Here is a 26,986-nt window from a genome sequence, read left to right on the forward strand (position 1 = left end):
CGGCACGTGAGCGCCACCACGAGCGACAGCTACGACGAGTACCACGCCCTCCTCGCGCGGCAGGAGGCGATGCGGCTGCGCCGCACGATGCTCGCCCCGGCCCCCGGCCCGTACGACGGCCCCGGCGCCCCGTACGACGGCGCCGCCGACCGGGAGACGATCCTGCGGACGCTGCCGCTCGTCACCCCGTTCGACGCGCTCATCGACCACCTCTACCGGGCGATGTTCGCCGGACACCCCTACCTGCGCGGCCTGTTCCCGGCCTCCATGGCCTTCCAGCGGGCCCACCTGGAACAGGCCTTCCGCTTCCTCATCGAGCACCTCGACCGGCCCGACGAGCTCGCCGCCTTCTGCGCCCGGCTCGGCCGCGACCACCGCAAACTCGGCGTACGGCCCGTGCACTTCCAGGTGTTCGAGGCGGCGCTGGCCGAGGCCCTGCGGCGCAGCGCGGGGGACCGCTGGTCGCGGGAGCCGGAGGAGGCGTGGCTGCGGATGGTGCGGTTCGCCGTCTCCGCGATGCTCGACGGAGCGAACGCGGCGCTGACCGAACCCGCCTTCTGGAACGCCACCGTCACCGGCCACGAGGTCCAGGGCCCCGGCGTGGGCGTCCTCCGGGTCCGGCCCGCCGAGCCCTACCCGTACCGGGCCGGACAGTTCGCCACGGTCGAGTCGCCGCTGCTGCCGCACGCCTGGCGCCCGTACGCCGTCGCCTGCGCGCCCCGCCCGGACGGCGAGCTGGAGTTCCACGTCCGCCGCACCGCCCCCGGCGGCGTGAGCGACGCGCTGGTGACCCGCACCCGCGTCGGCGACACCCTGCGCCTGGGCCCCGCGCAGGGCGGCACGCCCCCGGCCGGGGCCGGGCAGGGGCGGGAGGTCCTGGTCGTGGCGGCCGGGACTGGCTGGGCCGCCGCCAAGGCGCTCCTCGACGACCTGGCGCTCAGCAGGCCGCCGTACCCCAGGGCCCGGCTCTTCCTCGGCGCCGCCGGGCCGGCCGACCTGTACGACACCGACGCCCTCGCCGAGCGGGAGCGGCGGCACACCTGGCTGCGTGTCGTCCCGGTGCTCGGCGCGGGCGCGCCCGACGGCGCGGCACTGGCCGAAGCGGTCCTGCGGCACGGCGACTGGTCGCGGCACCTGGCGTGGGTGTGCGGCCCCCGGGAGACGGTCACGACGGTCGCGGGACGGCTGGCGGAGGCGGCGGACCTCCCCGCCGACCGGCTCCACACCGTCGAGACCGGCTGACGGACCCGGGTGGTCCCGGAGGTGGCTCGTCGGCGCGCCAGAAGGCCAACTCCCTTCTCTCGTCAAGCGGTTCGGAGGTGATTGCCCCCTTCCGGTGAACGCGGCGGACGGCCCCGTGGGCCGGGGCGCTCCGCCCCGATCATGAAACGGCCCCTCACCAACGCTCCCGGACGAGAGAAGGACACCCAGCGATGAGCACGTACGACGACGACCAGACCCAGCCGACCCCGATCACCGACGCGCAGCTGGCGCGGATCGACAGCGCGGGCCTCTGGGCCTCCACCACCTCCGTCTCGCCCGAGGCCACCGCGGTGAGCGAGGCGCTGCTCGCCACCCTGAGCGGCTCCACCGAGCAGGCGCTGCTGCCCGCCGCGTTACAGGAACTGGTCGACGCCCTGCGGCCGAAGGCCGCCATCGGCTTCCCCCGGATCACCGCCGACGACGGGGTCAGGCTCTCCGCGTTCACCATCACGCTCCACGGCGACCAGCCGCGCCCGGTCGTCATCGTCCCGGCCGGCTGGACGCCGCTCGGCTGGGCGATGTTCCCGACGCTCTACCTGAAGCTGGCGCTGCGCGGCTACCACGTCCTGGCGTACTCGCCGCGCGGCATCGGCCAGACCTTCGAGGTCCCCGGCGGCGGGTTCGTCGACGCCCCGTTCACCTCGGGCGGCACCGTGGACGTGGCCGGGCCGCTGGACTGGGCCGACGGCTCCACCGTCATCGACTACGCGCAGCAGCACTTCGAGCCGAGCCGGGTCGCCTTCCTCGGGGAGTCCTACGGCTCGGGCATCAGCCAGCTCGTCGCCGCCCACGACCCCGCCGCCCGCGTCGACGCCGTGGTCGCGCTGAGCACCTGGGGCGACCTGGCGGAGGCCCTGCTCGGCAACGGGACCCGGCACCTGGCCGCCGTCGACGTACTGGCCGGGTTCACCGGCGGGCCGGAGCGGCGCAAGTTCGACCAGGCCACCCAGCGGCTGCTCAAGAACTTCCGCGACGGGGAGGAGCGCGAGGAGGTGCTGGCCTGGGCCCAGGAGCGCTCCCCGTCGGCATACGTCGACCAGACCAACGCGCGCGGAATCCCGACCTTCTTCTCCAACACCTGGCACGAGACGCTGTTCCCGGTCAACGGCCTGCTCGACCTCTTCGAGCGGCTGACCACGCCCAAGCACCTCAACCTGTGGATCGGCGACCACGCCGCCCCCGAGGGCGCCGGGCTCACCCTGCCCGGCCCGAACGTCCCCCTCGACGAGGCCCTCGCCTGGCTCGACCACCACATCCTGGGCACCGCCGACGACGTGCCCTCCTGGCAGCCGGTCAAGAGCCAGGTGATGTTCGCGCCCGAGGTCCGCGAGTCCCGCGCGAGCTGGAGCGACGTGACGGAGCGCGTGGAGCGGCTGTACCTGGACGGGGCCGTGGGCAAGGACGGCACGCTCGGCGCCGAGCGGCCGGCCGCCGCGTGGCGGACCACGGTCACGGCGGGCGAGCTCACCGAGGCCAAGGCCGTGGACGAGCTGCTGGTGACGGGCCAGCAGGAGTGGCGGGGCAACCCCCTGTCCTACGAGACCGGGAAGTTCGACCGCGCCCGCCTCGCCGTCTGGACCTCGCCGGCCGGGGCGCGGCGGGTGCGCGGCGTGCCGGTGGTGCGGGTGACGCTCACCCCGCCCGCGGCGAAGGGCACGCTGGTGGCGTACCTCTTCGACGTCGCGCCCGACGGCACCGCGCACATCATCACCCACGAGCCCTGCGGCTTCGACGGCGTCGAGGCGGGCACGGCGACGGCGCTGGAGTGGCGGCTCCAGGCCGCCGCGTACGACGTGGCCGAGGACCACCGGGTGATGCTCGTGATCAACGCGAAGGACGCCCTGTACTCCGACGACAACGAGGCGCTCGCCACGCTGGAGCTCGGCGGATCGGCGGACGCCGAGGCGTACCTGGAGCTGCCGCTCGGCTGACCGGCGCGCGTCAGCGCTGGAGGCGGACCCGGAAGCGCTCCGGGTCCGCCGGGTCCCGGTCCACCACCTGGACCGGGGCCCAGGCCCACTGCCACACACCGATGCCCGGCACCCGTGCGAAGCGGACCGGCCCCCGGCTGCCCTCGACCGCCACCCGGGGCCACGCGGCGGCGACGGCCGCGCGGTCGGTGCCGTGGGCGCGGAAGACCTCGGCCAGGACGGTGACGGTGTCCCAGCCCTCGTACGCCACGAACGACGGCGCCTCGCCCAGCAGGGCGCCCAGCTCCCGGCCGACCCGCGCGCCCAGGGGCCCCGGATGCGCGGGCTGATAGCGCAGGAACGGGACCCCGGCGCCGTCCGCGCCGAGCGCCGCCGCCCATCCGGCGAACTCCGGCTGTCCGGCCGGGGCGCCGATCAGCAGCTCCGTGAGCCGGGAGTCGCGCCGCACGGCCCGGACCAGCGGGACCGCCGGCTCCGGCTGGCCGGTGAGCAGGAGCAGCGCCGTCGCCTCGTGCGCCACGAGGGCGTCGCACAGGGCACCGGGGCCGAGGGCGTTCGCGTCGAGCTCGACGAGGGAGCCGCCGTGCGCGGCGAGCCGCTCGCGCACAATCCGGGTCCCGGAGGCCCAGTACACGCTCGGCTGGACCGCCACCGCGACGCGGTTCCGCCCCTCGGCGAGCAGGAAGTCCGCGTACGTCCGCCAGCCGTGCGACTGGGCCGGGGGCAGCCGCGCGACCCACTCGGCGGGCTCCTCGGTGAGCGTGTCGAGCACGGCCGACGAGCAGAGGAACGGCACGCCGACGGCCTCGGCGCGGGCGGCGGCGGCCCGCGCGACGACGCTGTGGTACTCGCCCGCCACCGCCGCCACGCCCCGCGCGGCGAGCTCCGTCACGGCCGCCTCGGCCCGCGCGGGATCGGCCGCCGTGTCGCGGACCAGCAGCTCCAGCGGCCGGCCCGCGATCCCGCCGGAGGCGTTCACCTCGCGTACGGCGAGCTCAAGTCCCGCCAGCAGGTGTCGCCCCGCCTCGGTCCAGCCGGGCGGGGTCAGCGGAGCGAGAGCGCCGACGCGGATCGGTGTCGGCTGCGGCGTCGTGGAGGTCATCGGCGGTCGTCTCCCCCGGGGGGCGGGCGGTTCGCGGGCCGGGCGGCGCGCGATCGGATGATCATCACAGAGGCCCCGGGAGCCGCTCGCGAGGGGGTGGTCCGGGAACGGTCAGGATCCGAGAAGCGCCGGGCGCCCCGCGGCTCCTAGCGTGGAGGACATGGCAACCACCACATCCTCCGCGTCCACCGCCGCCCTCTCCGCCGTCACCCTGGAGGTGACCGACCCGGCCGCCGCGGCCGCCTTCCTCGCCGCGCTCGGCCTGGACACCCGGATCGCCCTGCGGGCCACCGAGGCGCCGTCCCGGGGCTTCCGCGGCTGGGCCCTGGCGCTGACCGTCGCCGGGCCCGCCACCGTCGACGCCTTCGTCGCCGACGCCGTCGCCGCGGGCGCCACCGTCGTGAAGCCCGCCGCCAAGTCCCTCTGGGGCTACGGCGGAGTCGTCCAGGCGCCCGACGGCACGCTCTGGAAGATCGCGACCGGAACGAAGAAGGACACCGGCCCGGCCACCCGCGCCATCGACGAGATCGTCCTGCTGCTCGGCGTCGAGAGCGTGAAGGCGACCCGCGAGTTCTACGTCTCCCAGGGCCTCACCGTGGCCCGCAGCTTCGGCGGCAAGTACACCGAGTTCGCGGGCACGCCCGGCTCCGTCAAGCTCGCCCTGTACAAGCACCGCGCCCTCGCCAAGGAAGCCGGCGTCCCCGCCGAGGGCTCCGGCTCCCACCGCCTGACCCTCACCGGCACCGGCACGTCCTTCACCGACCCGGACGGCTTCGCCTGGGAGGCCTGAGAGCCGGGGCGGGTCCGGCCCGGTGGTGACGGGGGGCCTAATGTCCGGAGGGTGGACTGGACGCGGATGCCCGACGCCTCCGGGGACGTCGATCGCGTCCCCGTGCTTCTGGAGCGGCCGGAGTGCGGGGACGACGCCGAGGCGTGGACGGAGCTCGACCACCGGCTGGTCCTGGAAGGCGACCTCGTCTTCCCGGCGAGCTTCGCCGCCCTGCCGCGTCTGATGCGGCTCGCCTCCCGGAGCGCACCCGCGCGCGGCCTGGCGGGAGCGATTCTGCGGCGCGCGGCCGGGCACCACGGCTGCGACGACCTGCTGGCGGGGTGCGCCGACGCGGTCGCGGAGTTCCGTGCCCTGCTGGACCGGCACCTGCGGGCGCGGCCGGACGACTACCCCGCCGTCTTCCTCGACGCGCTCGCGGCCAGGGGCGCGTACCACTGGAGCGCGGTCCTCGGGGACTTCACGGACGACTTCTACGAGCTGGACTGCCCGGGCTGCGCCGCGGAGGTCACGGTCGCCATCGGCGGGTACGGCCGCTACTCGGCCGTCCGGGACTGGGACCTGGGCGACATCGACCGCCGTGCCCTCCGGCCGGCGTCCCCGGAGACGCTGTCCGGCACGGGCCGGTGGATGTACCGGACCACCGTCCGCGACGGTCAGCAGGCACTCGCCGCCGGGATCCTCCACCTCTTCGGCGAGGCGGAGTGCCCGCGCTGCGGCGGTGTGTTCGGCATCGCGGACGAGTACGCGGCCGCGAACCGCCCCGTCCTCGGCCGGGGGTAGGCCGGGGGACGCGGCGGCGGCCTCACCCGCCCTCGTCGCCGCCCAGCCCCGGTGCGCCCCACAGCGGGAACCAGCGTTCCAGGTCCGGTTCGATCGGGAGGTCGCCCGTGAGGAGGGACCTGATCTGGAGTTCCAGGGGGTTGTCGCGGCGCGGGGTGCCGTCCGGGCGGGGGGCGAAGGGGTAGAACGTGCCGCGTTTGTAGAGGTAGACGAGGGCCAGGTCGGGGGCGGCCGGCGGGGTGTGGAAGGCCGTCAGCGAGCACAGCAGGTGGGGGCCGAAGCCCGCCTCCTGGAGGAGGGTGTTCACCGTGTGCAGGTCGTTCACCAGCGACACCAGGTCGTCGGCGGCCCGCCGGGCGCGCAGCCAGGTGTAGCCGTACGCGTCGTGGGAGAACGTGACCGGGGAGGTGCCCGACGCCGGGTCCACGTCCAGGAGTTCGCGGACCTCCTCCTTCAGACGGGCGAACGCGCCGCCCTCCACGCCCGCGAAGCACACCGAGCCCTCGCCGGTCGGCACATGACCGGTGCCCGCCTGGAGGGTCAGCGCGGCGGACGGGAGGGCGAACAGGCGGTCCAGGTCCGGCCGTACCGGCTTGTCGCGGCCGAGGATGCTGTCGAGGAGTCCCACGGGGGCCGCCCCTCAGACCTGCCCCAGCCGCTCCGAGATCCGGGCGAGCTGGTCGAGACGCTGCTCCAGGGGCGGGTGGGTCGCCAGCAGCCGGCCCAGGCTCTCCTTGGAGGAGAAGGCGGGAGCGAACCAGAAGGCGTTGTACGGCTCCGCCTTGCGCAGGTCCTGGGTCGGGATCCGGGCCATCTCCCCGGACACCTTCGTCAGCGCCGAGGCCAGCGCCGACGGGCGGCCGGTGAGCAGCGCGGCGGCCCGGTCGGCCGCCAGCTCGCGGTAGCGGGAGAGCACCCGGGTCAGCAGGAAGCTGAGCACGTACACGGCGCCGCTGACGACCGGCACCAGGATCATCGCGGCGGCCGCGTTGGCGTCCCGGCTGCGGCCCAGCCCGCTGTAGAGCGCCACCCGCGTCATCATCCCGGCCAGCACCCCGAGGAAGGAGGCGATCGTCATCACCGCCACGTCCCGGTGCGCCACGTGCGACATCTCGTGGGCGAGGACCCCTTCCAGCTCCTCCGGCTCCAGGCGGCGCAGCAGCCCGGTGGTGACGCACACCAGCGCGGTCCGCTCACCCCGCCCGGTGGCGAACGCGTTGGGCACGTCGCTGTCGGCGATGGCCACCCTCGGCTTCGGCATGTCGGCCAGCGCGCAGATCCGGTCGACCGTGCCGTGCAGCTCGGGCGCCTGCTCGCGGGTCACCTCGCGCGCGCCCATCCCCAGCGCCGCGATCCGGTCGCTGAACCAGAACTGGGCGACGAACAGGCCGCCCGCGATCAGCAGGACGACCGGCCAGGAGCCGCGCAGCAGCACCAGCAGGACGCCGACGAAGACCACGTACAGCAGCCCGATCAGGAACAGGGTCGTCGCCATACGGGTCGAGAGCCCCCGGTCGGCGGCGTACCGCGACCGGCTCCGGGTACGGGGCATCCGGACACCTTCTTCCGGGCCTGCGGGCGCGCGACGCACGCGCCCCCACAGCCAGTGTGCCGCAGCCGGACGCCGTGCGGAGGCCACGGAGCCCCAAGACGTCCCCCGGCAGTCCCCCCCCGCCGTCCCCCCCTGCTGTCCCCCCCCTGCCCTCCCCCCCCCGCCGTCCCCCGGCCGTGGCGCCGGGTCCAGCGGTCCGATCCTGGGCATAGTAAGGGCGTGATCACCAAACGTGACGAGGCGGCCGAGGTCATCGTCGTGGGCGCCGGACCGGCGGGTTCCGCCGCCGCCGTCCACCTGGCGCGCGCCGGGATCGACGTACTCCTCCTGGAGAAGAGCGGCTTCCCCCGCGAGAAGGTCTGCGGCGACGGCCTGACCCCGCGCAGCGTCCTCCAGCTCGTCCGGCTCGGCATCGACATCGACGCCCCCGGCTGGATGCGCAACAAGGGGATGCGCTGGGTCTGCGGCGGCCATCAGGTGGAGATCGACTGGCCCCGGCTCGGCACCGTGCCCGACTTCGGCCTCACCCGCACCAGGCACGACTTCGACGACCTGCTCGCCGGCCACGCGAGCGCCACCGGGGCGCGGCTGCGCACCCACGTGAAGGTGACCGGCCCGCTCACCGACCCCGCCGGGCGCGTCGTCGGCGTCTCCGCGGTCCGCGGCCCGGACGCGGAGCCGGTCTCCTACCGCGCCCCGCTGGTCCTCGCCGCCGACGGCGCCTCGGCGCGCACCGCGCTCGGCCTGGGGCTCGTACGGGACGAGAAGCGGCCCGTGGCGGCGGCGGCCCGGCGCTACTACCGCAGCGAGGCCCGCACCCACGACCCGTACCTGGAGCTGTGGGCCGACCTGCGCTGCCCCCGGACCGGCGGCGACCTGCCGGGCTACGGCTGGGTGTTCCCGCTCGGCGACGGGCGGGTCAACGTGGGCCTCGGCGCCCTGCCCCAGCAGCGCCGCCGACGGCCCGTGGACCTGCGGGCGGTGCTGGAGCACTGGCTGCCCCGGCTGCCCGAGGAGTGGGGAGTGCGCGAGGAGAACGCCGACTCGCCGCTGCGCGGCGCGCCCCTGCCGATGGGCCTGAACCGGCGCCCCCAGTACCGCCGGGGCCTGCTGCTCGTCGGCGACAGCGCCGGGATGGTCAGCCCGTGGAGCGGAGAGGGCATCGCCCAGGCCATGGAGGCGGCCGAGGTCGCCGCCGAGACGATCGCCCTCGCGCTGGCCCGGCCCGCCGGACCGCGCCGCGAGCACGCGCTGCACCAGTACCCCGTGGAGATCCAGCGCCGCTGGGCGCGCTACTTCCGGCTCGGGAACGCCGCGGGCGACCTGCTCTTCTCCCGCTTCGGCTACCGGCCCGTGCTGCACCCCCGGGTGATGGCCTCGCCCAGGCTCCTCGCCGTCCTCGCCCGCCTGCTCACCCACGTCGGCGACGAGCCGGCCCAGGACGGCGTGGACCGGCTCCTGCACGGGCTGCTGCGGATGGTTCCCGTGTCGCGCCGGTAGGGGGCAGTCGATAGGGGACGGTCATAGGGGACAGCGATAAGGGACAGCCATAGGGGACAGCCATGGGGCACTGCCGGTAGGGGACAGCCATGGGGCACTGCCTGTAGGGGACAGCCGACAGCGCATCCGGCGGCCGGATCAGCGGCGGGCGCGGCGGCGGTAGGCCAGGAACATCCCCATGACGATCCCGACGACGAGCGTCACCGTCAGGACGATCCACAGGGGCAGGGTGACCTCGGGGATCCAGAGGCGGATCGTGACCGAGCCGGTGTTCGCGGCGATGAACCACACGGCCAGTGCCGCGAGCACGAGCAGGCCGAGGGTGCGGATCCGGACGTCCCGCCCCTTGACCGTCAGGGTCGGCGGAGCGTGCGGCTTCTCGGTGTGCCGGGACATAGGTCCAGTATGCGGAGATACGCCCGAATGGGCGACCTCGGCCGCGCCGTGCCGCACCCGGCGGACGCCCGGGTCGCCGGGCGGCCCGGCGTCGAGTCCAATGGCGGGGACCGGTCGGGGCGGGAGAGGCCAGGGAGGCGCGATGTCGTTGGCGGCCCGGATGCGCGGGCTCCGGAGCGCGGCCGAACGCCGCTTCCCGGTGCTCGCGGAACTGACGGGCCGCCTGGTCGGCGGCAACCTCCTCGACGCCGCCACCCGGCTCGCCGCCCAGGCCTTCCTCGCCGCCGTGCCCCTGCTGTTCGCCCTGGCCGCCTTCGCCCCGCTCGGCGTGCGCGACCAGCTCCAGGAGTCGCTGCGCGCCATGTTCGGTCTCTCGGGCGACTCCGACACCCAGCTGCGGCAGGTGCTCGACAGCTCGGCGTCGGACGGCCTGCGCGAGACCACCGGCATCGTCGGCGCCTTCGTCGCCCTGGTCTCGGCCACGAGTTTCAGCCGCGCCATGGCCCGGGTCTGCGAGCGGGCCTGGGGACTGCCCAAGGCGAAGACCCGGATCGCCGCCTGGCGGTGGACCGTCTGGCTCCTCGCGCTCTGCCTCGTCGTGCTGTTCCAGGCCCCGATCCGCGACGGCTTCGGCGCCGGGGCGTGGCTGGGCACCCCCGTCTACTTCGTCGTCGGCGTCGGCGTCTGGCTGTGGACCCAGCACCTGCTGCTCGCCAACCGGGTGGCCTGGCTGCCGCTGCTCCCCGGCTCGCTGCTCGCCGCCGCCGCGACGACCGCCCTCGCCCTCACCGCCCGCGTCTACATGCCGGCCGCGCTGAACCGGGCCCTCGCCGAATACGGCTCGCTGGGCCTGGTCCTGACGATGCTCTCGTGGCTCATCGGGGTGTGCGCCGCCCTCACCTTCGCCGTCACCATCGGCGCCGTACTGGCCCAGGAACCGCCGCTCGACCGCTACCTCATGACCGTGCGGAACCGGCCTCCGGAGGCCTGAGGGGGCAGATTTTGCCCGCCCGTGGTTGCCGCCCCGACGGCTCCGGCGGAGCCTTGGTCACCGTGCCCTCGGGCACCGGTTCTGCTGGTCACGGGGGGTGTACGGGGCCCTCCGCCCTGAGCGGGGAATGGGCATGCACCTCGAGTTCCGGCACCTCCGCGTCCTGCTCACCGTCGCCGAGGCCGGCAGCATCCGCAAGGCCGCGGCACGGCTGCAGCTGTCCCAGCCGGCCACCAGCGCGCAGCTGAGACGCATCGAACACGAGCTGGGCGGCCCGCTCTTCGTCCGCAGCGCCGAGGGCGTGCGGCCGAACGCGAACGGACAGTACGTGCTGCGCTGCGCCCGCGACCTCGTCGGCGGCTTCGACCGGCTCCGCGCGCACGCCCGTTCCGCCGCCGAGGCGCAGGGGGAGACCGCCGCGCCGCTGCGGGCCGGCGGCACCGCCGGGCCCCTGGTCTCCCTCCTCGTCCCCGCCCTCTTCGAGCTCGTCCCGGAGCGCCGGCTCGGCATCGACGCCGGCCGCTCCGTGCACACCCTGGTCAAGGCGCTGGCGCGGGGGAGGTGCGACATCGCCGTCTTCGGGGAGTTCCCGGGCTTCCCGCCGCCCGTCGCCGAACCCGTCGCCACCCGCACCCTGCTGCGCGAGCCCGTCTTCGTACTGCTCGCCGAGGGCCATCCGCTGGCCCGCCGGGACGCCGTCTCGCTCGCCGACCTCCGGGACGAGGAGTGGGTGATGCCGGAGGCGGACGAGAGCGGCGTGCACGCCTACCTCCATCTCACCTGCCAGGCAGCCGGGTTCACCCCGCGCATCGCGCACGTGACCTCGGACCTCTCGGTGGCCCGGATCCTGGTGGCCGGGCGGCGCGCCGTCTGCGGGGTGTGGCCCACCGCGGACGTGCCCGGCGAGGGCACCGTGCTGCGGCCCCTGGCCGACGTGCCGTTCCACCGGCGGCTGCGGCTGGCCTGGCGCCCGGACGCGGTCTCCGGGGAGCTGGCGGAGGCGGTCGGCGAGCGGCTGCTGAGCGCCTATCTGGCGCTGGTCCGGCGCCGCCCCGCCTATCTGGCCTGGTGGGAGGCGGGCGGCGCGGAGTTCGCGCGGGGCACGGACGACTGAGCGGGCGGGCGCACCGGCTGAACGGCCGGGTGCGGCGACGGGGCGGCCGGATGCGCCGGCTGAGCGGGCGGGTGCCCGCCCGAGCGCCGGGGACCCGGCGCCGCCCCCCTATAACTCTCCGGCTATATCCCAACTGGGATCACGTCAGGAGCATGTCATCAGGTGAACACTTCGCGTCGGCGTCCCCGTCCCAGGACGTCGTCACCCCCCACGACGAGCGAAGGAACACCGCGTCATGCAGCGTCCCCTGCTTGCCCTTTCCACGATGGTCGCCGCCGGAGCCGTCGCCACCGGCGTCCTCGCCGCGCCGGCCTGGTCCCAGCCCCACGCCGCGCCCCACGGCATATCCGTCCGCGCCGACGCGATAGCCCGCGCCCAGGCGAACGTGACCCGGCACCCCGACGCCTTCGGCTTCGGCACCGGGCAGGCCCTCCAGGTCAAGGACGTCGTCCTCGACGCCGACGGCACCCAGCACGTGCGCTTCGAGCGCACCTACCGCGGCCTCCCCGTCGTCGGCGGCGACTTCGTCGTCCACCAGAAGGCCGACGGCGCCCTCAAGGGCTCCAGCAACGCCCGCGCCCACCGCGTGGCGCTCGCCTCCGTCACCCCCGCCGTCGGCGCCCAGGGCACCGCGGCCGGCGCCCTCCAGCGCGCCCGGGGCCAGGTCCGCGCCGCCCGCTCCACCCCCGAGCTGATCGTCTGGGCCGCCGACGGCAGCCCGCGGCTCGCCTGGCGCACCACCGTCCAGGGCCTGGGCGACAAGGGCCAGCCGCACGGCGAGGTCTTCGTCACCGACGCCTCCAGCGGCGCCGCGATCGAGCACTACGACACCGAGCGCGAGGCCACCGGCACCGGCCACTCCGAGTACACCGGCGACGTCCCCATCGACACCACCCAGCAGGCCGGCGGCGGCTACGCGCTGATCGACCCGGTCCGCAAGCACGTCACCAGGGACGCCCGCAACGCCAACGCCTCGTCCCTGAACAGCTCCTCGGGCACGCTGTTCACCGACGCCGACAACATCTGGGGCGACGGGCGGAAGTTCTCCACGGACCGCTCCACCGCCGCCGTCGACGCGCACGTCAACACCGCCAAGACCTTCGACTACTACAAGGCCGTCTTCGGCCGCAACGGCATCAAGAACGACGGCCGCGGCGCCACCGTCTTCGTCCACGTCGGCACCAAGTGGGACAACGCCCAGTGGTCCGACTCCTGCTTCTGCATGATGACCGGCGATGGCGACGGCACCACCGACCCCGAGCAGGTCGACCTCGACACCATGGGCCACGAGATGACCCACGGCGTCACCTCCGCCACCGCCAACCTGCGCTACAGCGGCGAGTCCGGCGGGCTCAACGAGGCCACCAGCGACATCCTCGGCACCATGGTCGAGTGGTACGCCAACAGCCCCGTCGACACCCCCGACTACCTCTTCAGCGACCAGTCCACCCCGCCGTGGCTGCGCCGCTTCGACAAGCCGTCCCTCGACGGCGCCTCCGCCGACTACTGGTCCAAGTCCGTCGGCCGGCTCGACGTCCACAACTCCTCCGGCGTCGGCAACCACTGGTTCTACCTCGCCAGTGAGGGCAGCGGCACCAAGACGATCAACGGCGTCACGTACAACAGCCCCACCTACAACGGCTCCACGGTCACCGGCATCGGCAACAAGAAGGCCTCCGCCATCTGGTACCGGGCGCTGACCGTCTACATGACCTCCACCACGGACTACAAGGGCGCCCGCGCCGCGACCCTCAACGCGGCCAAGGACCTCTACGGCGCCACCAGCGCCGAGTACGCCACGGTCGCCGCCGCCTGGACCGCCGTCAACGTCGCCTGAGCCACCGGCCCCGCCACGGCCGGCCCCGCCACGGCCGGCCGTGCCTCAGCCCGGCCCGACCAGCCCGCACTCGTACGCGAAGATCACCGCCTGCACGCGGTCCCGCAGCCCCAGCTTGGCCAGCACCCGGCCGAGGTGCTTCTTCACCGTGGGCTCCGCGAGCCCCAGGGCGGCGGCGAGTTCGGCGTTGGTCAGGCCCCGGGCGGCCCCCAGCAGGACCTCGCGCTCGCGCGCGGTCAGCACGCCCAGCCGCTCCCCTCCGTCGTCCCGCGCGCCGGCGGGGAGCCGGTGCGCGAAACGGTCCAGCAGCCGCCGGGTCACCCGGGGGGAGACCACGGCCTCGCCCCGGGCCACGTCGCGGACCGCCGCCAGCAGCTCCTCCGGCCGGCTGTTCTTCAGCAGGAAGCCCGAGGCCCCGGCCCGCAGCGCGTCGAAGGCGTACGCGTCCAGGTCGAAGGTCGTGAGCACCAGCACCCGCGTCCCGGGCACCTCGCGCAGCAGCCGCCGGGTCGCCTCGATCCCGTCCGTGCCCGGCATCCGCACGTCCATCAGCACCACGTCGGGCCGCAGCCGCCGCGCCAGCTCCACCGCCGCCGCCCCGTCGGCCGCCTCCCCGACCGGCTCCATGTCCGGCTCGGCGCGCAGGATCATGCCGAACGCCAGCCGCAGCAGCTCCTCGTCGTCCACCAGCAGCACCCGGACGCTCACGGCGCGCCCCCGGGATCCAGCCGTACGAGGACCCGCCAGCCGCCGCCCGGCAGCGGCCCCGCCTCCAGCGTCCCGCCGAAGGCCGCGGCGCGCTCCCGCATCCCCGTCAGCCCCCGCCCGGACCCGGCCGGGCCCGGCCGCCCGGCCCCGCCGGCAGCCCTGGTGCCCCCGGCGCCCCTGGTACTCCTGGTCTCTCTGGCCTCCCTGGTCTCTCTGGCCTCCCTGGCCCCTCCGGCCCCTCTGGCCCCTGCGGTCTCTCTGGCCCCTGTGGTCTCTCTGGCCCCTGCGGTCTCTCCGGCCCCTCTGTCCCCTCCAGACCCTCCGTCGTTCGTCACCTCGACCGTGACCTCCCGTCGTGAGCAGCGGACCCGCACCTCGGCGCGCGTGCCCTCCGGCGCGTGCCGCAGCGCGTTCGTCAGCGACTCCTGGACGACGCGGTGCACCGTCAGCTGAGCCGCCGCCGGCACCCCGGCGGCGGCGCCCTCCACCCGCAGCCCGGTCGGGAGCCCCGCCGCGCCCATCCGCTCGCACAGCGCCCCGAGCTGCCCGAGCCCCGGCGGCGACCGCCGGTCGTCCCCGGGGCCGGTGCCGGGAAGCGCGTCGGGCCCGGCGTCCTGGAGCAGGCCCAGGGCCCGCCGCATGTCCGTCAGCGCCTGCCGCCCGGTCTCCGCGATGCGGGCCGTCACGTCGGAGGCGTCGGCCGGCCGGGCGTACCCCAGCGCGTCCGCCAGCGCCACCACCACCGACAGGCCGTGCGTCACGCTGTCGTGCAACTCCCGCGCGATCCGCGCCCGTTCCTCCTCCACCGCCCGCCGCTCCCGCTCGTCGCTGTCCCGTTCCAGCCGCGCCAGCCGCTCCGCCCGGGCGGCCCGCCGGATCCGGACGTTCGCCCCGAGCAGCGCGCTCGCGGCGACCGCCGCCGTCATCGCGGCGGCCGAGGCGAGGAACCGGCCCTCCGGCGCCCAGCGCGCCGCCGCCAGCACCGCCCCGGCCACCGCCACGAGACCGGCCGCCCAAGCGGACCGGCGCGGCGCCCGCGCGGCGACCGTGCCGAGGGCGACCAGCAGCGCCGCGTCGGCCGGCAGCTGGACGCCCAGCAGCCACTGCGCCAGCGCCGCCGAGGCGATCGCCCCGAACACCGCCCGGGGCGCCCGCCGCCGCCACACCAGCGGCAGCACCAGCGCCGTCTGGAGCGCGAACCCCGTACCGTCCGCCACCCGCCCCGGCCCGAGCGTCACCAGGAACAGGCCCGCCGCGAGGGCGGCGTCCGCCACCAGGGGCGGCACCCGCCCCGACAGCCCGGCGACGGCGCCCGGCGGGCCCGTCCCCGTCCGCACCACGGCGGTCTCACCCATCGTGTCCGTCCTCGTTCGTGCCGTCGCCGTCCGGGGGCGCGGTCCCCGATCCAGGGGCGCCGCTCCGGGGCCGGGGCGCCGCTCCGGGGCCCCGTCCGGGTCCCACGCTAGGGCCCCGCGTCCGCGAGGACGTCCCTCCTCCGGCCGACGGCGGGGGAGACCCCGGTACCCCGGGCCTCCTCCGCGCGACGGAGCGGGCGCGCCCCCGGGCGACCCGCGCCCACCGGGCGGATCGTCCCCGGGCAGGGCGCCCCGGGCGCCCCGGCGGCGGAACCCTGGGGACGACCCCGCAGCCGTACCGCCCGAGGAGCCCGCCCATGCCCCCGACCCGCCGCACCCTGCTCGGCACGCTCGGCGCCGCCGCGCTCGCCAGTGTGACCGCCGCCCCCGCCCGGGCCGGGGGAGCCCGCCCCGGCCCCGTCCGGCTGCGGCTGCCCGCGCCCACCGGCCCGTATCCCGTCGGCACCGTCGCGCTGCACCTGGTCGACGACGGCCGCCCCGACCCCCTCGTCCCCGCCAAGCCCTACCGGGAGCTCATGGCCGGGCTCTGGTACCCGGCGGAACCCGCCGCCGGACACCCCACGGCCCCCTGGCTGGCGCCCGCCGCCGCGGCCGACTGGGACGCCCACTCCGCGCCCGCCCTCGGCGTCCCCGCCGGAGCGGCCGACTGGCCGGGGCTCCGGACCCACGCGCGGACCGGCGCGCCCGTCGCCCGCCGCGCCGGACGGCTGCCCGTGGTGCTGTTCTCCTCCGGCGACGGCGGCTCCCGCGCCCTCGGCACCACCCTGGTCGAGGAACTGGCGAGCCACGGGTACCTGGTGGTCGCCCTCGACTCCACGTACGAGGCCGAACAGGTCGAGTTCCCCGGCGGCCGGGTCGAACGGGCCCTCCCGCTCCCCGACGTCCTCACCCCCGAGGTCATCGCCGCCCTCCTCGCCGGCCACGCCCGGGCCCGCCTCGCGGACGCCCACTTCGTCCTCGGCGTACTCGACCGGCTCGACCGGCTCGACCGGCCCGCCTGGGGCCGCCGCCCCGGCGCCGCGCCCGGCCCGCTCCCCGACGGCCTCGCCGAGGCGGCCGACCCCTCCAGGACCGGCGTGCTCGGACAGTCCCTCGGCGGCTCCGTCGCCGCCCAGCTCGCCCACGACGACCCCCGGGTCCGCGCCGCGGCCGACCTCGACGGCGCCCTCCTCGGACCCGTCGCCGACAGCGGCCTCGCCACGCCCTTCCTGCTGATGGCCTCCGGTACGAAGACCCTGCGCACCGAACCGGGCTGGGCCTCCTGCTGGGCGGCGTCCACCGGCCCCCGGCACGCCCTGCGGCTGCGGGACTCCGCCCACGGCTCGTACACCGACCTCCAGGTCCTCCTGCCGTTCCTCGCCCGCCGCCTCCCGGTCCCGGACGCGGCCGGACTCGTCGGCACCGTCGACGCCCGGCGCTCCCTGGCCGCCCAGCGCGCCGCCGTCACCGCCTTCTTCGGGCGGTATCTGCGGGGGCGGCCCACCGGCTTCCTGGACCGGCCCGGCGCCGACTGGCCGGAGCTGGAGGTGCTGCGCTGAACCGGCCCGCCCCGCGCCCCACGCGCCGCCGGGCGGCACGTGCGTCCGGCCGGTAGCGTGGCGCGCGCGGGGCGGGACGGGATACGGAGCCGGCGCGACCGGAGGACGGACGGACCCCTGTGCCCTCCCGCGACCCCGGCGCCGCGAGCGGACCACCCCGGCCGGGCCGCGCCGGTCCGCCCGGCGCCCCGCGCCGCCCGCTCGGCACCTGGCCCGCCGTCGCCCTCGCGGTCGCCGTCCTCGCCGCCGCCAACGTCCTCATCCACCGCTGGTCCGGCCCCGTGGGCGTCCTGACGTCCGTGGCGGCCTGCGCCGCGCTGTTCGGGGTGCTCCGGCTGGCGGGCGGCACCCGCGCCGACGCGGGTCTCGCCCCCAGCACCCTCGCCCGGGGCGCCCGCTGGGCCCTGGCCCTGACCGGCCTGGTCGCCCTCGTCTACCTGGCCGGGGCGCTCCTCCCGGCCACCCGGGGGCTGTTCGAGGACCGGCGGTACGCGGGGATGGACGCCGCCCACGTGGCGCTGCGCGTCCTCGTGTCCGTACCCCTCGGCACCGTCCTGCTGGAGGAGACCGCCTTCCGCGGCGTGCTCTACGGCCTGGTCGCGCGGGAGCGCGGGGCCCGCTGGGCGACCGCCCTGTCGAGCCTGCTGTTCGGGCTGTGGCACGTGCTGCCCTCGCTGGGCCTGGCGACGGCCAAGCCGGCGCTCACCACCGTCTTCGGCGGCTCCGCGGCGGGCGCGGTCCTCGCGGTCGGGGCGGCGGTCCTCTTCACCGCGGCGGCGGGTGTCGTGCTGTGCGCGCTGCGCCGCCGCGCCGGTTCCCTGCTCGCGCCGATGGGCCTGCACTGGGCGGTCAACGCGCTCGGCTACGTCGTCGGCTTCCTGCTCCGCTGACCGGCCCGGCTCACTTCGGCGGCGAGACGATCTCCTTCAGCCGGTCCAGGTCCTGCGGGGTGACTCCGGCCGGGCGCATCACCGCGTTCCAGCCGTCCACGTACGCCGCCCTGTAGACGTGCCCGTGGCCGTCCGGCACCCCGGTGGAGAACGGCAGGTCGGCGGTGACCTGCCAGAAGGTGACGAACGGGATCCAGACCGTCTCGCCGAGCACGTCGGTGCCGGACGTCTCGCGGATCCAGTCCGGTTCGGAGAACGCCAGGTCCGGGCTCCACCAGACGATCGGGTCCGACGGGTGCATCAGGTACAGCACCCGGGTGCCGTCCCACGGGCGGTCCGGCGGGGGGATCGTGGCCGCCGGGTCGTCGGTGAAGCGGACGGTCCGCCCCTCCTGGTACACCGGCTCGATCTCCGGGCTGCCCGGCTCGCGGTGGTCGCTGAACTCGCGGAACAGCGTGTTGAAGTTGGGCGGCCCCGCGAACAGCGTCCCGGCGGTGCGGTTCCTCAGGTCGTACTCGCCGCTGAACGCCGCCTCGCCGCCGAACGAGCCCAGGCTCTCGCCCGCCACGAACAGCCTCGGCCGGCGGTCCTGCGGCAGCTTCGACCAGACGTCGTAGACCGTGTCGAACAGCCCGCGCCCGGCCTCGCGGGCCTTCGACTGGTCGACCAGGTAGGACATCCACGAGGGCAGGTGCGAGTACTGCAGGGAGACGATCGCGGTGTCCCCGCCGCCCAGGTACTCGAAGGAGTCCACCGCCGCCGGGTCGACCCAGCCGCTGCCGGTGGTGGTGACGACCAGCAGGTTCGCCCGCTCGAAGCCGCCCGCCCGCCGCAGGTCGGCGACCGCGCGCTCCGCCCGGCCCTCGGCGCTGTCGGCCGTGTCCAGGCCCGCGTACGCCCGCACCGGCTCCTTGGCCGGACGATGGGTGAACGCGCCGATCAGCTCCGCCGTCGGCCCGCCGCCGGTGAAGGCCCGGCCCTGGTAGCCCAGGGTGTCCCACGGCACCAGCGAGCCCGGACCGCCCGAGCGCAGCGCGGAGACCGGCCGGGTCACGCCCGGCGGCGTCTTGGCGTCCCGCACCGAGAACGCCTCGTTCATGGCGCTCACGAAGCCGCTGAGCAGCACGCCGCTGACCAGGCCCCAGGCCAGGGCCGCCACCAGCGCCCAGCCGACCACCCGGGCCGCCTTCGGGCCGATCCAGCGCCCGAGCAGCCGGGCCGCCGCGTGATAGGCGCGCCGCAGCCCGCGCCCGGCGAACAGCAGGAGCAGGAAGACCAGGACGGCGACGAACGGGCAGGCGACCGTGGTGAGGAGGCTGTAGGCGGTGACGTCCATCAGCTGCCGGATCCGGTGCTGCCAGTACTGCCCGAGCCCGAACGCGAGCCCGAACAGCACCACCGCGGCGACGGCCAGCACCAGCCAGGAGCGGCGCGCGGGGGTGCGGGGCTCCCGGTCGGCGAAGGCCCGCCACACACAGGCGGCGACGACGCCGAGGGCGTAGCCGATGGCACCGCTGATGCCGGCGATCAGCCCTTGCAGGAGGCCGCCGCGGGGGAGCAGCGACGGCGTGAAGGAGAGGCAGGCGAGGAGCAGGGCGCCCCAGCAGCCGGGCACCGTGAGCCGGGGCCACCACCGCCTCCGCCCGCTGCCGGGCGTGGTCTCGGCGGCGCCCCCGTCGGGCGCGGGATCCGGCCGGTCAGGACACATGGGCTTCCTCCGCGGTCATGGTCCCCCGGCCCCGGCACCGCTGCCACCGGGACCGCCGTCGACGGATCCGCCGTCGCCCGCGCGGGCGACGGCGTCCAGGGTCCTGCGGGAGCGCCGCTCGACCAGGATCGGGAGGTACGCCGTCACCCGCGCCCCGGCGAAGTGCCCGTACGCGCCGGCCACGGCCGCCTCGACGGCGGCCGTGTCGAGCGAGGGATAGGAGGCGGCCAGCCGGGCCACCAGGGAGGGGACGGAGAGCGACCCGTCCGGCTCCGGATCCGTGTCCGGCGACCGCTCGTCGACCGTCATGGCCTCATTGTCGGCGGACCCCGGCAAGATCGCCCTCGGGGACGGGGGCCTCGCGGGCGCGGGGCGAGCGGTACCCGTCCCTCGTCGGGCGGAGCGGGACGGCTGCCGGAGGCGCCGTGGCCGGGACCGGGGCTCGCCCGGCCACCTCGGCGTCCGGGTGCGCGGCCGGTGGGCGGCGAGGCTGTCCGGAACGAGCCGTCACACCCGCCCCGCCCGTCCCGTTCACTGCTGGGAAGCACGGGGGCGGGTCGAGGGAGGCGCGGTGGGCAGAGCCGGGTGGCTGGTGGCGGGCGGGGTTGGGGCGGTCCTGACGGCGGGCGTGGTGGCGGCGGCGCACGGCGGCGGACGGCTGCCGCTCGCGGTGGCCCTGTGGGCGGACGGCCTGCTCGCGGCGGGCTGGTGCTGGGCGGGCGCCGCCTGGGCCCGCCGCCGCAGGGGCGGCGCGGACCGCTCCGACGGGCCGTCCGGCGCCGGGGCCCGGCACCGGGCGGAGACCGAGCCGCTGGCGCGGGACCGCTGGGGCAACCGGCAGCGGCGCTGACCGGTCGCCGGCCCGGCACCGACCGGCGCGGCGAGGGCCCCACCGGAACCGGCCAACGTCGGCACCGGGCACCCCGCCCGGGGACGGCTTCTGCCACGATGACCGCGGATTCCCTGGAATACGGCGGAAGCGCGACGGACGTACGGCGGAAGCGCGACGGACGTACGGCGGAAGCGCGACGGACGTACGGCGGAAGCGCGACGGACGTACGGCGACAGCGCGCCGATTTACGGCGGAAGCGTGACCGGAGTACGGCGACAGCGCGCCGATGTACGGCGGAAGCACGGCGGAGGGAGAGCGGCGGTGCCGACGGTGCGCCTGAGTTCGGCGGTCATGACCCATCCCGTACGTCTGGAGCAGGCCCGTGAGCTGGCCGGACGGCTCCGGCTCGACGGGCTCGCGCTCGACCCCGCGCCCGACGGCCCGCCCTCGGCGCTGCGCACCGCCCTGGTCGCGTGGGCCGCCGCGGCCCCCGGGGCGAGCCACCACCTCGTGGTACAGGACGACGTGTCCGCCCCCGAGGAGCTGACGGCCCTCGTCGGCCGCGCCGCCGGACGCTTCCCCACCGAGGCGCTCGTCTTCTACACCAACTGGCACGCCCGCAACGGCGGGGCGGCCCGGCTGGCCGCGCTCGCCGGGGCGGGCTGGGTGCGGGCGGTGCCCGACGAGTTCACGCCGTCCCTCGCGGTCTGCCTGCCCGTGGACACGGCCGGGGAGTTCCGCCGCTTCGCCGGGGACAGCGCCGAGCGGCACGACGACGAACTGCTCTCCGTCTTCTTCCGCGCCCTCGGCCGGATGAGCCTGATCGCGGTGCCCAACGTGGTCGAGCACATCGGAACCAGCAGCATCAACGGCCACGCCGCCCAGGGCATCCGGCTCGCCGTCTGCCCCCTGGACGCGGCCGACGCCGCCCCGCTCCTGGACCGGGGCCGGGTCCTGGAGGAGCCGGGCTGGATCCCGTACATGCGCTACGGGGAGGGGTACGTGCGGCTCGTCGGGCAGGAGCGCGCGCCGGACGGGGGCCGCGGCCACCACCCGTGGCGCCAGGCCCTGCCGCACACCGGGATCGCCGCCGAGGACGTGCGGGGCGCGGTCGCGGACGCGATGCCGAAGGAGCTCGCGGACGAGGTCGCGCACCGCTTCGGGCGGGCCTTCGCCGAGGAGCTGTGGATCCACTGCCTGCTGCTCGGCCGGCAGGCCGCCGGGGCCGCGCGCCGCCTCGGCACCTCGGGCGGCGCCGACGACGGGGTCCCGGCGGACGCCCTCGCCCGGATGCGCGAGGCCGCGGTGGCCACCGCGGGCCCCGCCGGACTGCCCCCGGAGCGGCGCCCCGAGGCCGGTCCGGACGAGGTGCGGCTGATGGCCGCCTTCGCGTGGACGGCGGTCAGCGCGGCGGAGTTGCTTCCTCCGGCGTGACCGGGTGGGTGATCCAGACCCCGGGCTCCCAGTACGAGCCGAGGTCCCGCGAGTGCTCCACCACCAGCGGCGACAGCCCGCCCGGGAAGACGTACGAGCCGTCCTCGGGGAAGGCGAGGCCCGTCCAGCCCTCCCACTCGGCGACCGTCCCGGTGATCCGCGAGGAGCGCTCCGAGGTGCCGGCGACCGTGCCGCCCGCCCCGACCTGGGTGCGGATCCACGGGTCGAGCGGGCTGCCGTCCTCCCGGGTCCAGGTCGCGTACCGGCCGATCGGCACCAGCGGATAGCGGTCCTTCCAGGTGGGCCGCACCGGCACCAGGACCGTCGGGAGCCCGGCCCGCCGCGCCACCGTGCGCATCGCGCCCAGCAGCACCGAGGACAGGCCCCGGCGCTGGTAGTCCTCCGCCACCTCGATGCCCAGGGCGCACAGCGCGCCGGGCGCCCGGCCCGCCGCGCGGTCCGCGAAGGCACGGGCGATGGAGTCGTCGAGCCCCGGGCCCAGGTCCACGGCGGAGCCGTCCCAGCCGCGCGGCAGCGACCGGCCCGCCCCGGCGACCTCCCCGCGCTCCTCGTCGTACAGCACGAACTGGTACGCGGGAAACTCGTCGAACAGGCGTTTCCAGTAGGTGTCGTTGACGTCGCCGTGCAGGTTGTACTCCGGCACCACGCCCGCGAACCGCTCGGGCATCCGCTCCCACAGTTCGGGGCGTTCCTCGTGGGTCACCACCACCAGGGCCATCCGGCTCCTCCTCTCTCCTTCGGCTCTCTTCTTCGGCGCTTCTCCGGCGGACGGTCTACGCGGGGACCTCGACGTCCCAGACGACGACGATCGGCAGGTCCCGCCAGGCGGCCAGGGCCGCGTCGGCGATGAACTCCTCGTACCCGCCGGGCGCCAGCCGCCCGTTGAACAACGGCTCGTGGCAGGCGCGGACCCGGAGCCCGGCCGCCGCGAACGCCGCGAGGTAGGCGCCCGGCAGGTGCACGTGGTTGCGGACGAAGGCCAGCCGGTCCTCGCCGTCCACGAAGACACACTGGCCCTGGAGCGCGATGACGAACGGGTGCAGGTCCGACACGAGGATCCGCCCGCCCGGCCGGACCACCCGGGCCAGCTCCGCCACGCCCTCGGCCAGGTCCGGCAGATGGGTCATGGCCAGCGAGCAGACGGCGAGGTCGACGGAGTCCTCGTCCAGGGGCAGCGCCTCCAGACGCCCGGTGCGGAACGTGCCGCCCGGCACCCGCTCCCGCGCCTTCGCCAGCATCGCGTCCGACTGGTCCACCCCGATCACCCGGTGCCCGCGCGCGGCGAGGGCGGCCGCCTGGCGCCCGGTGCCGCAGGCGGCGTCGACGGCGGTGCCCGGCGGGAGACCGTCGAGGATGCCGTGCAGCACCGGCTCCTCGACCTCGATGTACGAGCTGGGCAGCGAGTCGTACCGCGCCGACCAGGAGGCGTAGCCCGCCGCCGCGTCGAGCTCGCTCACCTCGGTGCCGCCGCCGGGCAGCCGCTCGTCGCCGGAGACGAAGCGCCGGATCTCCTCCACGCGCTCCTTCAGGAACTTCTCGTCACCGTCCAGGGAATGGCGCAGAAGCGCCAGTCCCTCGATTCCCAGGATCAGTTCCCGTACGCGGAATTCACCGCTCATGCGAGCCCCTTGTCTGTGGTGTCGGCAGCAGGATGTGACGGGCGGTTCCGCACTACCCGGAATTTCCGAGACGGATTCCGCCGCCCCGCGCCCTGTCCGAAAGGAAGCTTGGAATGGCCGGTTCGCGGCACCGTTGCCCCGCATTTCCGTGGTGTCTAGCCTGGCGCGATGATCGAAGGATATCTGGGCAGCGAAAGCGTCCGATCCGGCGGAGAACTCGCCCTCCACGTCTCCACCGACGCGGCGGGATTCCGGCCGAGGTTCTACCGCCTGGGAAAGGAATTGCGCCACGTCGGCACCGGGGAGCGGATACCCGGAGGGGAACACCGGCCGCCCGCGCACCCCGACGGCGTCCCCGGCCGCGCCTCGCCCGCCGAGGACTGGAACTGGCCGGCGCACACCCTGCGCGTCCCCGAGGAGTGGACGCCCGGGATGTACCTCGTCGAACTCGTCGAGGACCGGGCCGACGGCACCGCGCCGCCGCCCCTCGACGCCTCCGGGATCGAGGGCCACGGCCGCGAGTTCTTCGTGGTCAGGCCCCGGCGGGCGGGCAGCCGCTCCCGCATCCTCTACAAGAAGTCCACCTTCACCCGGCACGCCTACAACCGCGCCGACCGGCCCGGCGCCGACCGGGGGGCCAGCCTCTACGACCACCCCGTGTACCGCGAGGGCGCAGCCGGCACCCCGCGCGGCCACCAGGTCAGCCTGCGCCGCCCCGGCGGAGTGATCGACCTCGCCTACTGGGACGCCCCCTTCATCGCCTGGCTCGAACGACACGGCTATCCCGTCGAATTCTGCACCGACCTCGATCTGCACGAGGACCCCGAACTGCTCGCCTCCTACGACCTGCTGCTCAGCGTCGGGCACGACGAATACTGGAGCGAGGCGATGCGCGACCACGCCGAGGAATTCGTGCGCGAGGGCGGGAACATCGCCTTTCTCAGCGCCAACACCTGCTGGTGGCGGGTGCACCCCACCGACCGGAACACCGCCTTCGTCTCCGACACCGACCATCATGTCGGAGACGTTTATCCGCACGTTCCCGCCACCGACCAGTGGTGGGCGCCTCGGCCCGACGGGGCGGGCCGGCCGGAGAACTCCCTGACCGGTGTCAGTTTCCGCACCGGCGGAATGTGGCCGAGCACCGAATGGCCCGGCGACCGGCCCCGCGCCGGCTACACCGTCCAGCACGCCGAGCACTGGATCTGGGCCGGCACCGGACTGCGCGACGGCTCCGGCGGGACGGAACCGGACCGGCTCGGCGCCGGCACCCCGCTCATCGGCTACGAGTGCGACGGCGCCGACCTCGCGTACGACGAGCACGGCACCGCCCGCCCCACCGGCGCCGACGGCACCCCCGCCTCCTTCCTCATCCTCGGCCTCCACCTCCTGGAGCCGTTCCACGACGACTTCCACGCCTTCATGTGGGGCCACTGGAACGGCCCGGCCCGCGAACCGCACCTGACCGGCCCGCGCGCCGCCACCATGGGCCTGTACACCGCCGGCGGCACCGTCTTCACGGCCGGCACCACCGACTGGCCCGTGGTCTGCGGCCGCGAGGAGGACCCCGGCGTCGTCCGGGTCACCCGCAATCTGCTGGACCGGCTGCGGCACCGGGCCCCGGCCCCCTGAGCGGCTCCCCGAGCAGCTCCGCGAGTCCCCGGATCCGGACCGCCCCCGGCGGCAGGGGCGGCTCCGGACCGGTCACCGCCGGGTCCGGCCGGCACAGGTGCGCCGCCCGCATCCCGGCCGCCAGCGGACCCCGCACGTCGGGCGCCCACATGTCGCCCACGAACAGCACCTCCGCCGGGGCCGCCCCGCACCGGGACAGCAGCTCCCGGTAGATCAGCGGATGCGGCTTGCGCGCCCCCGCCCGGGCCGAGCCGACCACCACGTCCACGCGGTCGGCCAGCCCGGCGGCGGCCACGCACTCCTCCAGGTCCCAGAACCAGTTGGAGCAGATCCCGACCAGCAGCCCCCGGGCGCGGAGCTCCCCGAGGACGCCGGGGACGTCCGCGAAGAGCTCCAGCCGGACCGCCTTCATCGCCGAGTCGATCTCCTCGACCAGGCCGTCCAGCGCCGCCTCCGGCACCCCGCAGCCCCGCGCCCGGCGCCGCAGCCGGGCCCGCTCCCACCGGGTGTACGCCGCCTCGCTCACCGAGTGCGCCGCGTGCTCCTCGCCCTCGGCCGGGCCCACCGCCCACCGGTCGCCCCAGCGGGCGCCCTGGGCGGCGAGCCCATGGCGTACGAAGATCTCCCGGTGGTCCGGCGGCAGCGGCTCCACCATCCGCACCAGCGTCCCGTAGAAGTCGAACACGACGGCCCGGATCCGCGGCTCCTCCCGCACCGGCCCGGCCTCAGTAACGCCCGTACCGGCGCGGGAAGTAGTCCTGGAGGGTGCCGTCCCGCTCGATGTCCACGGTCGCGCAGTGCAGCCCGCCGCCGAACGGGCCCACGGCCCGGAACGGCACCGGCACGATCTCGAAGCCGTACGAGGACAGCTGCTCGGAGAGCCGCACCTCGTTCTCCTCGACGCACAGCGTGTTCTCGTCCAGGTTCAGCATGTTCCCGGCGAGCCACGGGCTGCAGAACGACAGCTTCGGCGGATGGTCCCAGCTCGCCGGCTGCACCGCCTCCACGATCTCCCAGTCGTTCCGCCTGAAGAACTCCATCAGCTCGGCGTCCGCCAGCCGCTCCCCGCAGTGCAGCACGAGGCCCGGGCGCAGCGGCACCCAGGTCGCGTCGATGTGCAGCGGATGGGTGTTGGTCGAGGTCACCACGTGCACCCGGTGGTCCGGGAAGTGCCGCTTGAGCCACCGGTAGCCGCTCTTGTTCGTCACGAACGACAGCTGCACGAACAGGTCCTTGCCGAAGCGCGCCACGTCGGCCGCGTCGAACAGCGGCTCCGCCTCGGTCAGCACCAGGTCGTAGTCCCGCACCCGGGCCAGCTGCTCCTCGGTGGACAGCTCGTTGTACGTGTCCCAGAAGCCGGTGTTGTACGAGGCATCCGTGAGCCGGGGCTTCGGCGCCGCCTCCCAGCGCATCCGCTCGTCGGAGTCGAACAGCTCCTGCAGCACCGGCCGGTAGCACAGGTACTCGTGCCAGCGGGCCCGGTACGACATCGTGGCCTCCAGGACCTCGTTGCCGACGGTCAGCAGCAGGTCGCGCGGCGGCATGCACCCGAACATCGAGTCGTGCGTCCACTCGGGCGTGCTCACCGGCCGGTCGAAGGCGACCGGGGTCGGGCGGTCCACCCGGACGCCGCGCCGCCGCAGCATCGCGGCGAAGGCGTCCAGCTGCTCGTCGGCCTCCGCCACCATGTCCTCGGGCATCGGCCCGAACGTGCCCAGCGGGAAGCCGTCGTCCGGATAGTCCCGGCGCACCGCGTGCTCCGGCGCCTGGACCACGGTGCCCTCGGCCCGCCCGACGATCACATGGCGCAGCGGGTCCCAGCCGTTCCAGGAGTTGACCCGTACCGGCCGCGCCGGGGTGTCGGGGGTGGCATCGGACGCGGTCGTCGTCTGCTCGGTCACGTACAAGCCCTTCGATCGGGGTCGTGTGGGTGACGCAGAGGCCCAACCTGAGGGTGCGGTGGCGGGGGCGT

25 protein-coding genes are annotated in these 26,986 nt (G+C 75.7%); 13 read left to right on the plus strand and 12 right to left on the minus strand.

The window, feature by feature from the left end:
* Nucleotides 1-6: 6 nt before the first annotated feature.
* Both ACZ6J5_RS28765 and ACZ6J5_RS28770 read left to right on the plus strand, forming a co-directional pair.
* Complete coding sequence (locus ACZ6J5_RS28765; RefSeq protein WP_469396308.1) at nt 7-1,242, plus strand: globin domain-containing protein; 1,236 nt, start codon at nt 7-9, stop codon at nt 1,240-1,242.
* A gap of 191 nt (nt 1,243-1,433) precedes the next feature.
* Complete coding sequence (locus ACZ6J5_RS28770) at nt 1,434-3,194, plus strand: alpha/beta fold hydrolase (protein WP_469396310.1); 1,761 nt, start codon at nt 1,434-1,436, stop codon at nt 3,192-3,194.
* Nucleotides 3,195-3,204: 10 nt separating this feature from the next.
* Here ACZ6J5_RS28770 and ACZ6J5_RS28775 read toward each other — a convergent pair whose 3' ends face one another.
* Nucleotides 3,205-4,296 (minus strand): ABC transporter substrate-binding protein, encoded by a 1,092-nt coding sequence (locus ACZ6J5_RS28775; protein WP_469396312.1) that lies wholly within the window; start codon nt 4,294-4,296, stop codon nt 3,205-3,207.
* A gap of 160 nt (nt 4,297-4,456) precedes the next feature.
* Between ACZ6J5_RS28775 and ACZ6J5_RS28780 the strand changes: the two genes are divergently transcribed.
* Together ACZ6J5_RS28780 and ACZ6J5_RS28785 are read left to right on the plus strand one after the other, a co-directional pair.
* The gene (locus ACZ6J5_RS28780) at nt 4,457-5,086 is read left to right on the plus strand and encodes a VOC family protein (protein ID WP_469396314.1); all 630 of its coding nucleotides are present in this window, start codon (nt 4,457-4,459) and stop codon (nt 5,084-5,086) included.
* Nucleotides 5,087-5,137: 51 nt separating this feature from the next.
* Nucleotides 5,138-5,866, plus strand: coding sequence for a hypothetical protein (locus ACZ6J5_RS28785; RefSeq protein WP_469396315.1), 729 nt, complete (start codon nt 5,138-5,140; stop codon nt 5,864-5,866).
* A 22-nt stretch (nt 5,867-5,888) separates the two neighbouring features.
* Here the strand turns inward: ACZ6J5_RS28785 and pspAB are convergent, their stop codons facing one another.
* On the minus strand, nt 5,889-6,494 hold the full coding sequence (gene pspAB / locus ACZ6J5_RS28790; protein ID WP_469396317.1) for a PspA-associated protein PspAB: 606 nt from the start codon (nt 6,492-6,494) through the stop codon (nt 5,889-5,891).
* A gap of 12 nt (nt 6,495-6,506) precedes the next feature.
* Complete coding sequence (htpX, locus tag ACZ6J5_RS28795) at nt 6,507-7,418, minus strand: zinc metalloprotease HtpX (protein WP_469396319.1); 912 nt, start codon at nt 7,416-7,418, stop codon at nt 6,507-6,509.
* Between the two features lie 219 nt (nt 7,419-7,637).
* On the opposite strand from htpX, the gene ACZ6J5_RS28800 reads away from it, so the two are divergent.
* On the plus strand, nt 7,638-8,918 hold the full coding sequence (locus ACZ6J5_RS28800) for a geranylgeranyl reductase family protein (protein ID WP_469396320.1): 1,281 nt from the start codon (nt 7,638-7,640) through the stop codon (nt 8,916-8,918).
* A 138-nt stretch (nt 8,919-9,056) separates the two neighbouring features.
* Here ACZ6J5_RS28800 and ACZ6J5_RS28805 read toward each other — a convergent pair whose 3' ends face one another.
* Complete coding sequence (locus ACZ6J5_RS28805; protein WP_469396321.1) at nt 9,057-9,314, minus strand: LapA family protein; 258 nt, start codon at nt 9,312-9,314, stop codon at nt 9,057-9,059.
* A gap of 142 nt (nt 9,315-9,456) precedes the next feature.
* Between ACZ6J5_RS28805 and ACZ6J5_RS28810 the strand changes: the two genes are divergently transcribed.
* From ACZ6J5_RS28810 to ACZ6J5_RS28820, 3 genes are all read left to right on the plus strand, one after another.
* Nucleotides 9,457-10,305, plus strand: coding sequence for a YhjD/YihY/BrkB family envelope integrity protein (locus tag ACZ6J5_RS28810; RefSeq protein WP_469396323.1), 849 nt, complete (start codon nt 9,457-9,459; stop codon nt 10,303-10,305).
* A 133-nt stretch (nt 10,306-10,438) separates the two neighbouring features.
* A complete protein-coding gene (locus ACZ6J5_RS28815; protein ID WP_469396325.1) occupies nt 10,439-11,419 on the plus strand; it encodes a LysR family transcriptional regulator in 981 nt (326 codons plus the stop codon).
* Nucleotides 11,420-11,654: 235 nt separating this feature from the next.
* Nucleotides 11,655-13,256, plus strand: coding sequence for a M4 family metallopeptidase (locus ACZ6J5_RS28820; RefSeq protein ID WP_469396326.1), 1,602 nt, complete (start codon nt 11,655-11,657; stop codon nt 13,254-13,256).
* A 45-nt stretch (nt 13,257-13,301) separates the two neighbouring features.
* Here ACZ6J5_RS28820 and ACZ6J5_RS28825 read toward each other — a convergent pair whose 3' ends face one another.
* Both ACZ6J5_RS28825 and ACZ6J5_RS28830 read right to left on the minus strand, forming a co-directional pair.
* Entirely contained in the window at nt 13,302-13,964 is a 663-nt protein-coding gene (locus ACZ6J5_RS28825) for a response regulator transcription factor (protein ID WP_469396328.1), read from the minus strand.
* Nucleotides 13,961-15,319 carry a sensor histidine kinase gene (locus ACZ6J5_RS28830; protein WP_469396330.1) on the minus strand — a complete coding sequence of 453 codons (1,359 nt, stop codon included), beginning with the start codon at nt 15,317-15,319 and terminating at the stop codon, nt 13,961-13,963. The genes ACZ6J5_RS28825 and ACZ6J5_RS28830 overlap by 4 nt, the downstream gene beginning before the upstream one ends.
* Nucleotides 15,320-15,636: 317 nt before the next feature.
* Here ACZ6J5_RS28830 and ACZ6J5_RS28835 point away from each other — a divergent pair, with 317 nt between their 5' ends.
* Nucleotides 15,637-16,878 carry an alpha/beta hydrolase family protein gene (locus ACZ6J5_RS28835; protein WP_469396331.1) on the plus strand — a complete coding sequence of 414 codons (1,242 nt, stop codon included), beginning with the start codon at nt 15,637-15,639 and terminating at the stop codon, nt 16,876-16,878.
* A gap of 119 nt (nt 16,879-16,997) precedes the next feature.
* Nucleotides 16,998-17,768: a lysostaphin resistance A-like protein gene (locus tag ACZ6J5_RS28840; protein ID WP_469396333.1), complete on the plus strand. Its 771-nt coding sequence runs from the start codon at nt 16,998-17,000 to the stop codon at nt 17,766-17,768.
* A gap of 10 nt (nt 17,769-17,778) precedes the next feature.
* On the opposite strand, the gene ACZ6J5_RS28845 is transcribed toward ACZ6J5_RS28840, so the two are convergent.
* Both ACZ6J5_RS28845 and ACZ6J5_RS28850 read right to left on the minus strand, forming a co-directional pair.
* On the minus strand, nt 17,779-19,476 hold the full coding sequence (locus tag ACZ6J5_RS28845; RefSeq protein ID WP_469396334.1) for an alpha/beta hydrolase: 1,698 nt from the start codon (nt 19,474-19,476) through the stop codon (nt 17,779-17,781).
* Between the two features lie 15 nt (nt 19,477-19,491).
* Nucleotides 19,492-19,785, minus strand: a complete 294-nt coding sequence (locus ACZ6J5_RS28850; protein WP_469396336.1) for a three-helix bundle dimerization domain-containing protein — start codon at nt 19,783-19,785, stop codon at nt 19,492-19,494.
* A 262-nt stretch (nt 19,786-20,047) separates the two neighbouring features.
* Here ACZ6J5_RS28850 and ACZ6J5_RS28855 point away from each other — a divergent pair, with 262 nt between their 5' ends.
* Together ACZ6J5_RS28855 and ACZ6J5_RS28860 are read left to right on the plus strand one after the other, a co-directional pair.
* Entirely contained in the window at nt 20,048-20,326 is a 279-nt protein-coding gene (locus tag ACZ6J5_RS28855; protein ID WP_469396337.1) for a hypothetical protein, read from the plus strand.
* 303 nt (nt 20,327-20,629) lie between these two features.
* Entirely contained in the window at nt 20,630-21,742 is a 1,113-nt protein-coding gene (locus tag ACZ6J5_RS28860) for a hypothetical protein (RefSeq protein ID WP_469396338.1), read from the plus strand.
* Here ACZ6J5_RS28860 and ACZ6J5_RS28865 read toward each other — a convergent pair.
* Nucleotides 21,711-22,481: a GNAT family N-acetyltransferase gene (locus ACZ6J5_RS28865; RefSeq protein ID WP_469396340.1), complete on the minus strand. Its 771-nt coding sequence runs from the start codon at nt 22,479-22,481 to the stop codon at nt 21,711-21,713. The two genes, ACZ6J5_RS28860 and ACZ6J5_RS28865, sit on opposite strands and share 32 nt — an antisense overlap.
* Nucleotides 22,482-22,536: 55 nt before the next feature.
* Complete coding sequence (locus tag ACZ6J5_RS28870) at nt 22,537-23,382, minus strand: class I SAM-dependent methyltransferase (protein ID WP_469396342.1); 846 nt, start codon at nt 23,380-23,382, stop codon at nt 22,537-22,539.
* A 168-nt stretch (nt 23,383-23,550) separates the two neighbouring features.
* Between ACZ6J5_RS28870 and ACZ6J5_RS28875 the strand changes: the two genes are divergently transcribed.
* Nucleotides 23,551-25,014 carry a N,N-dimethylformamidase beta subunit family domain-containing protein gene (locus ACZ6J5_RS28875; RefSeq protein WP_469396344.1) on the plus strand — a complete coding sequence of 488 codons (1,464 nt, stop codon included), beginning with the start codon at nt 23,551-23,553 and terminating at the stop codon, nt 25,012-25,014.
* On the opposite strand, the gene ACZ6J5_RS28880 is transcribed toward ACZ6J5_RS28875, so the two are convergent.
* Nucleotides 24,965-25,729, minus strand: a complete 765-nt coding sequence (locus ACZ6J5_RS28880; RefSeq protein ID WP_469396345.1) for an HAD family hydrolase — start codon at nt 25,727-25,729, stop codon at nt 24,965-24,967. The genes ACZ6J5_RS28875 and ACZ6J5_RS28880 overlap by 50 nt on opposite strands.
* Nucleotides 25,730-25,739: 10 nt before the next feature.
* A complete protein-coding gene (locus ACZ6J5_RS28885) occupies nt 25,740-26,915 on the minus strand; it encodes a serine/threonine protein kinase (RefSeq protein ID WP_469396347.1) in 1,176 nt (391 codons plus the stop codon).
* Nucleotides 26,916-26,986 lie beyond the last annotated feature (71 nt).

This window comes from Streptomyces sp. NPDC042100 (genome assembly GCF_055582325.1).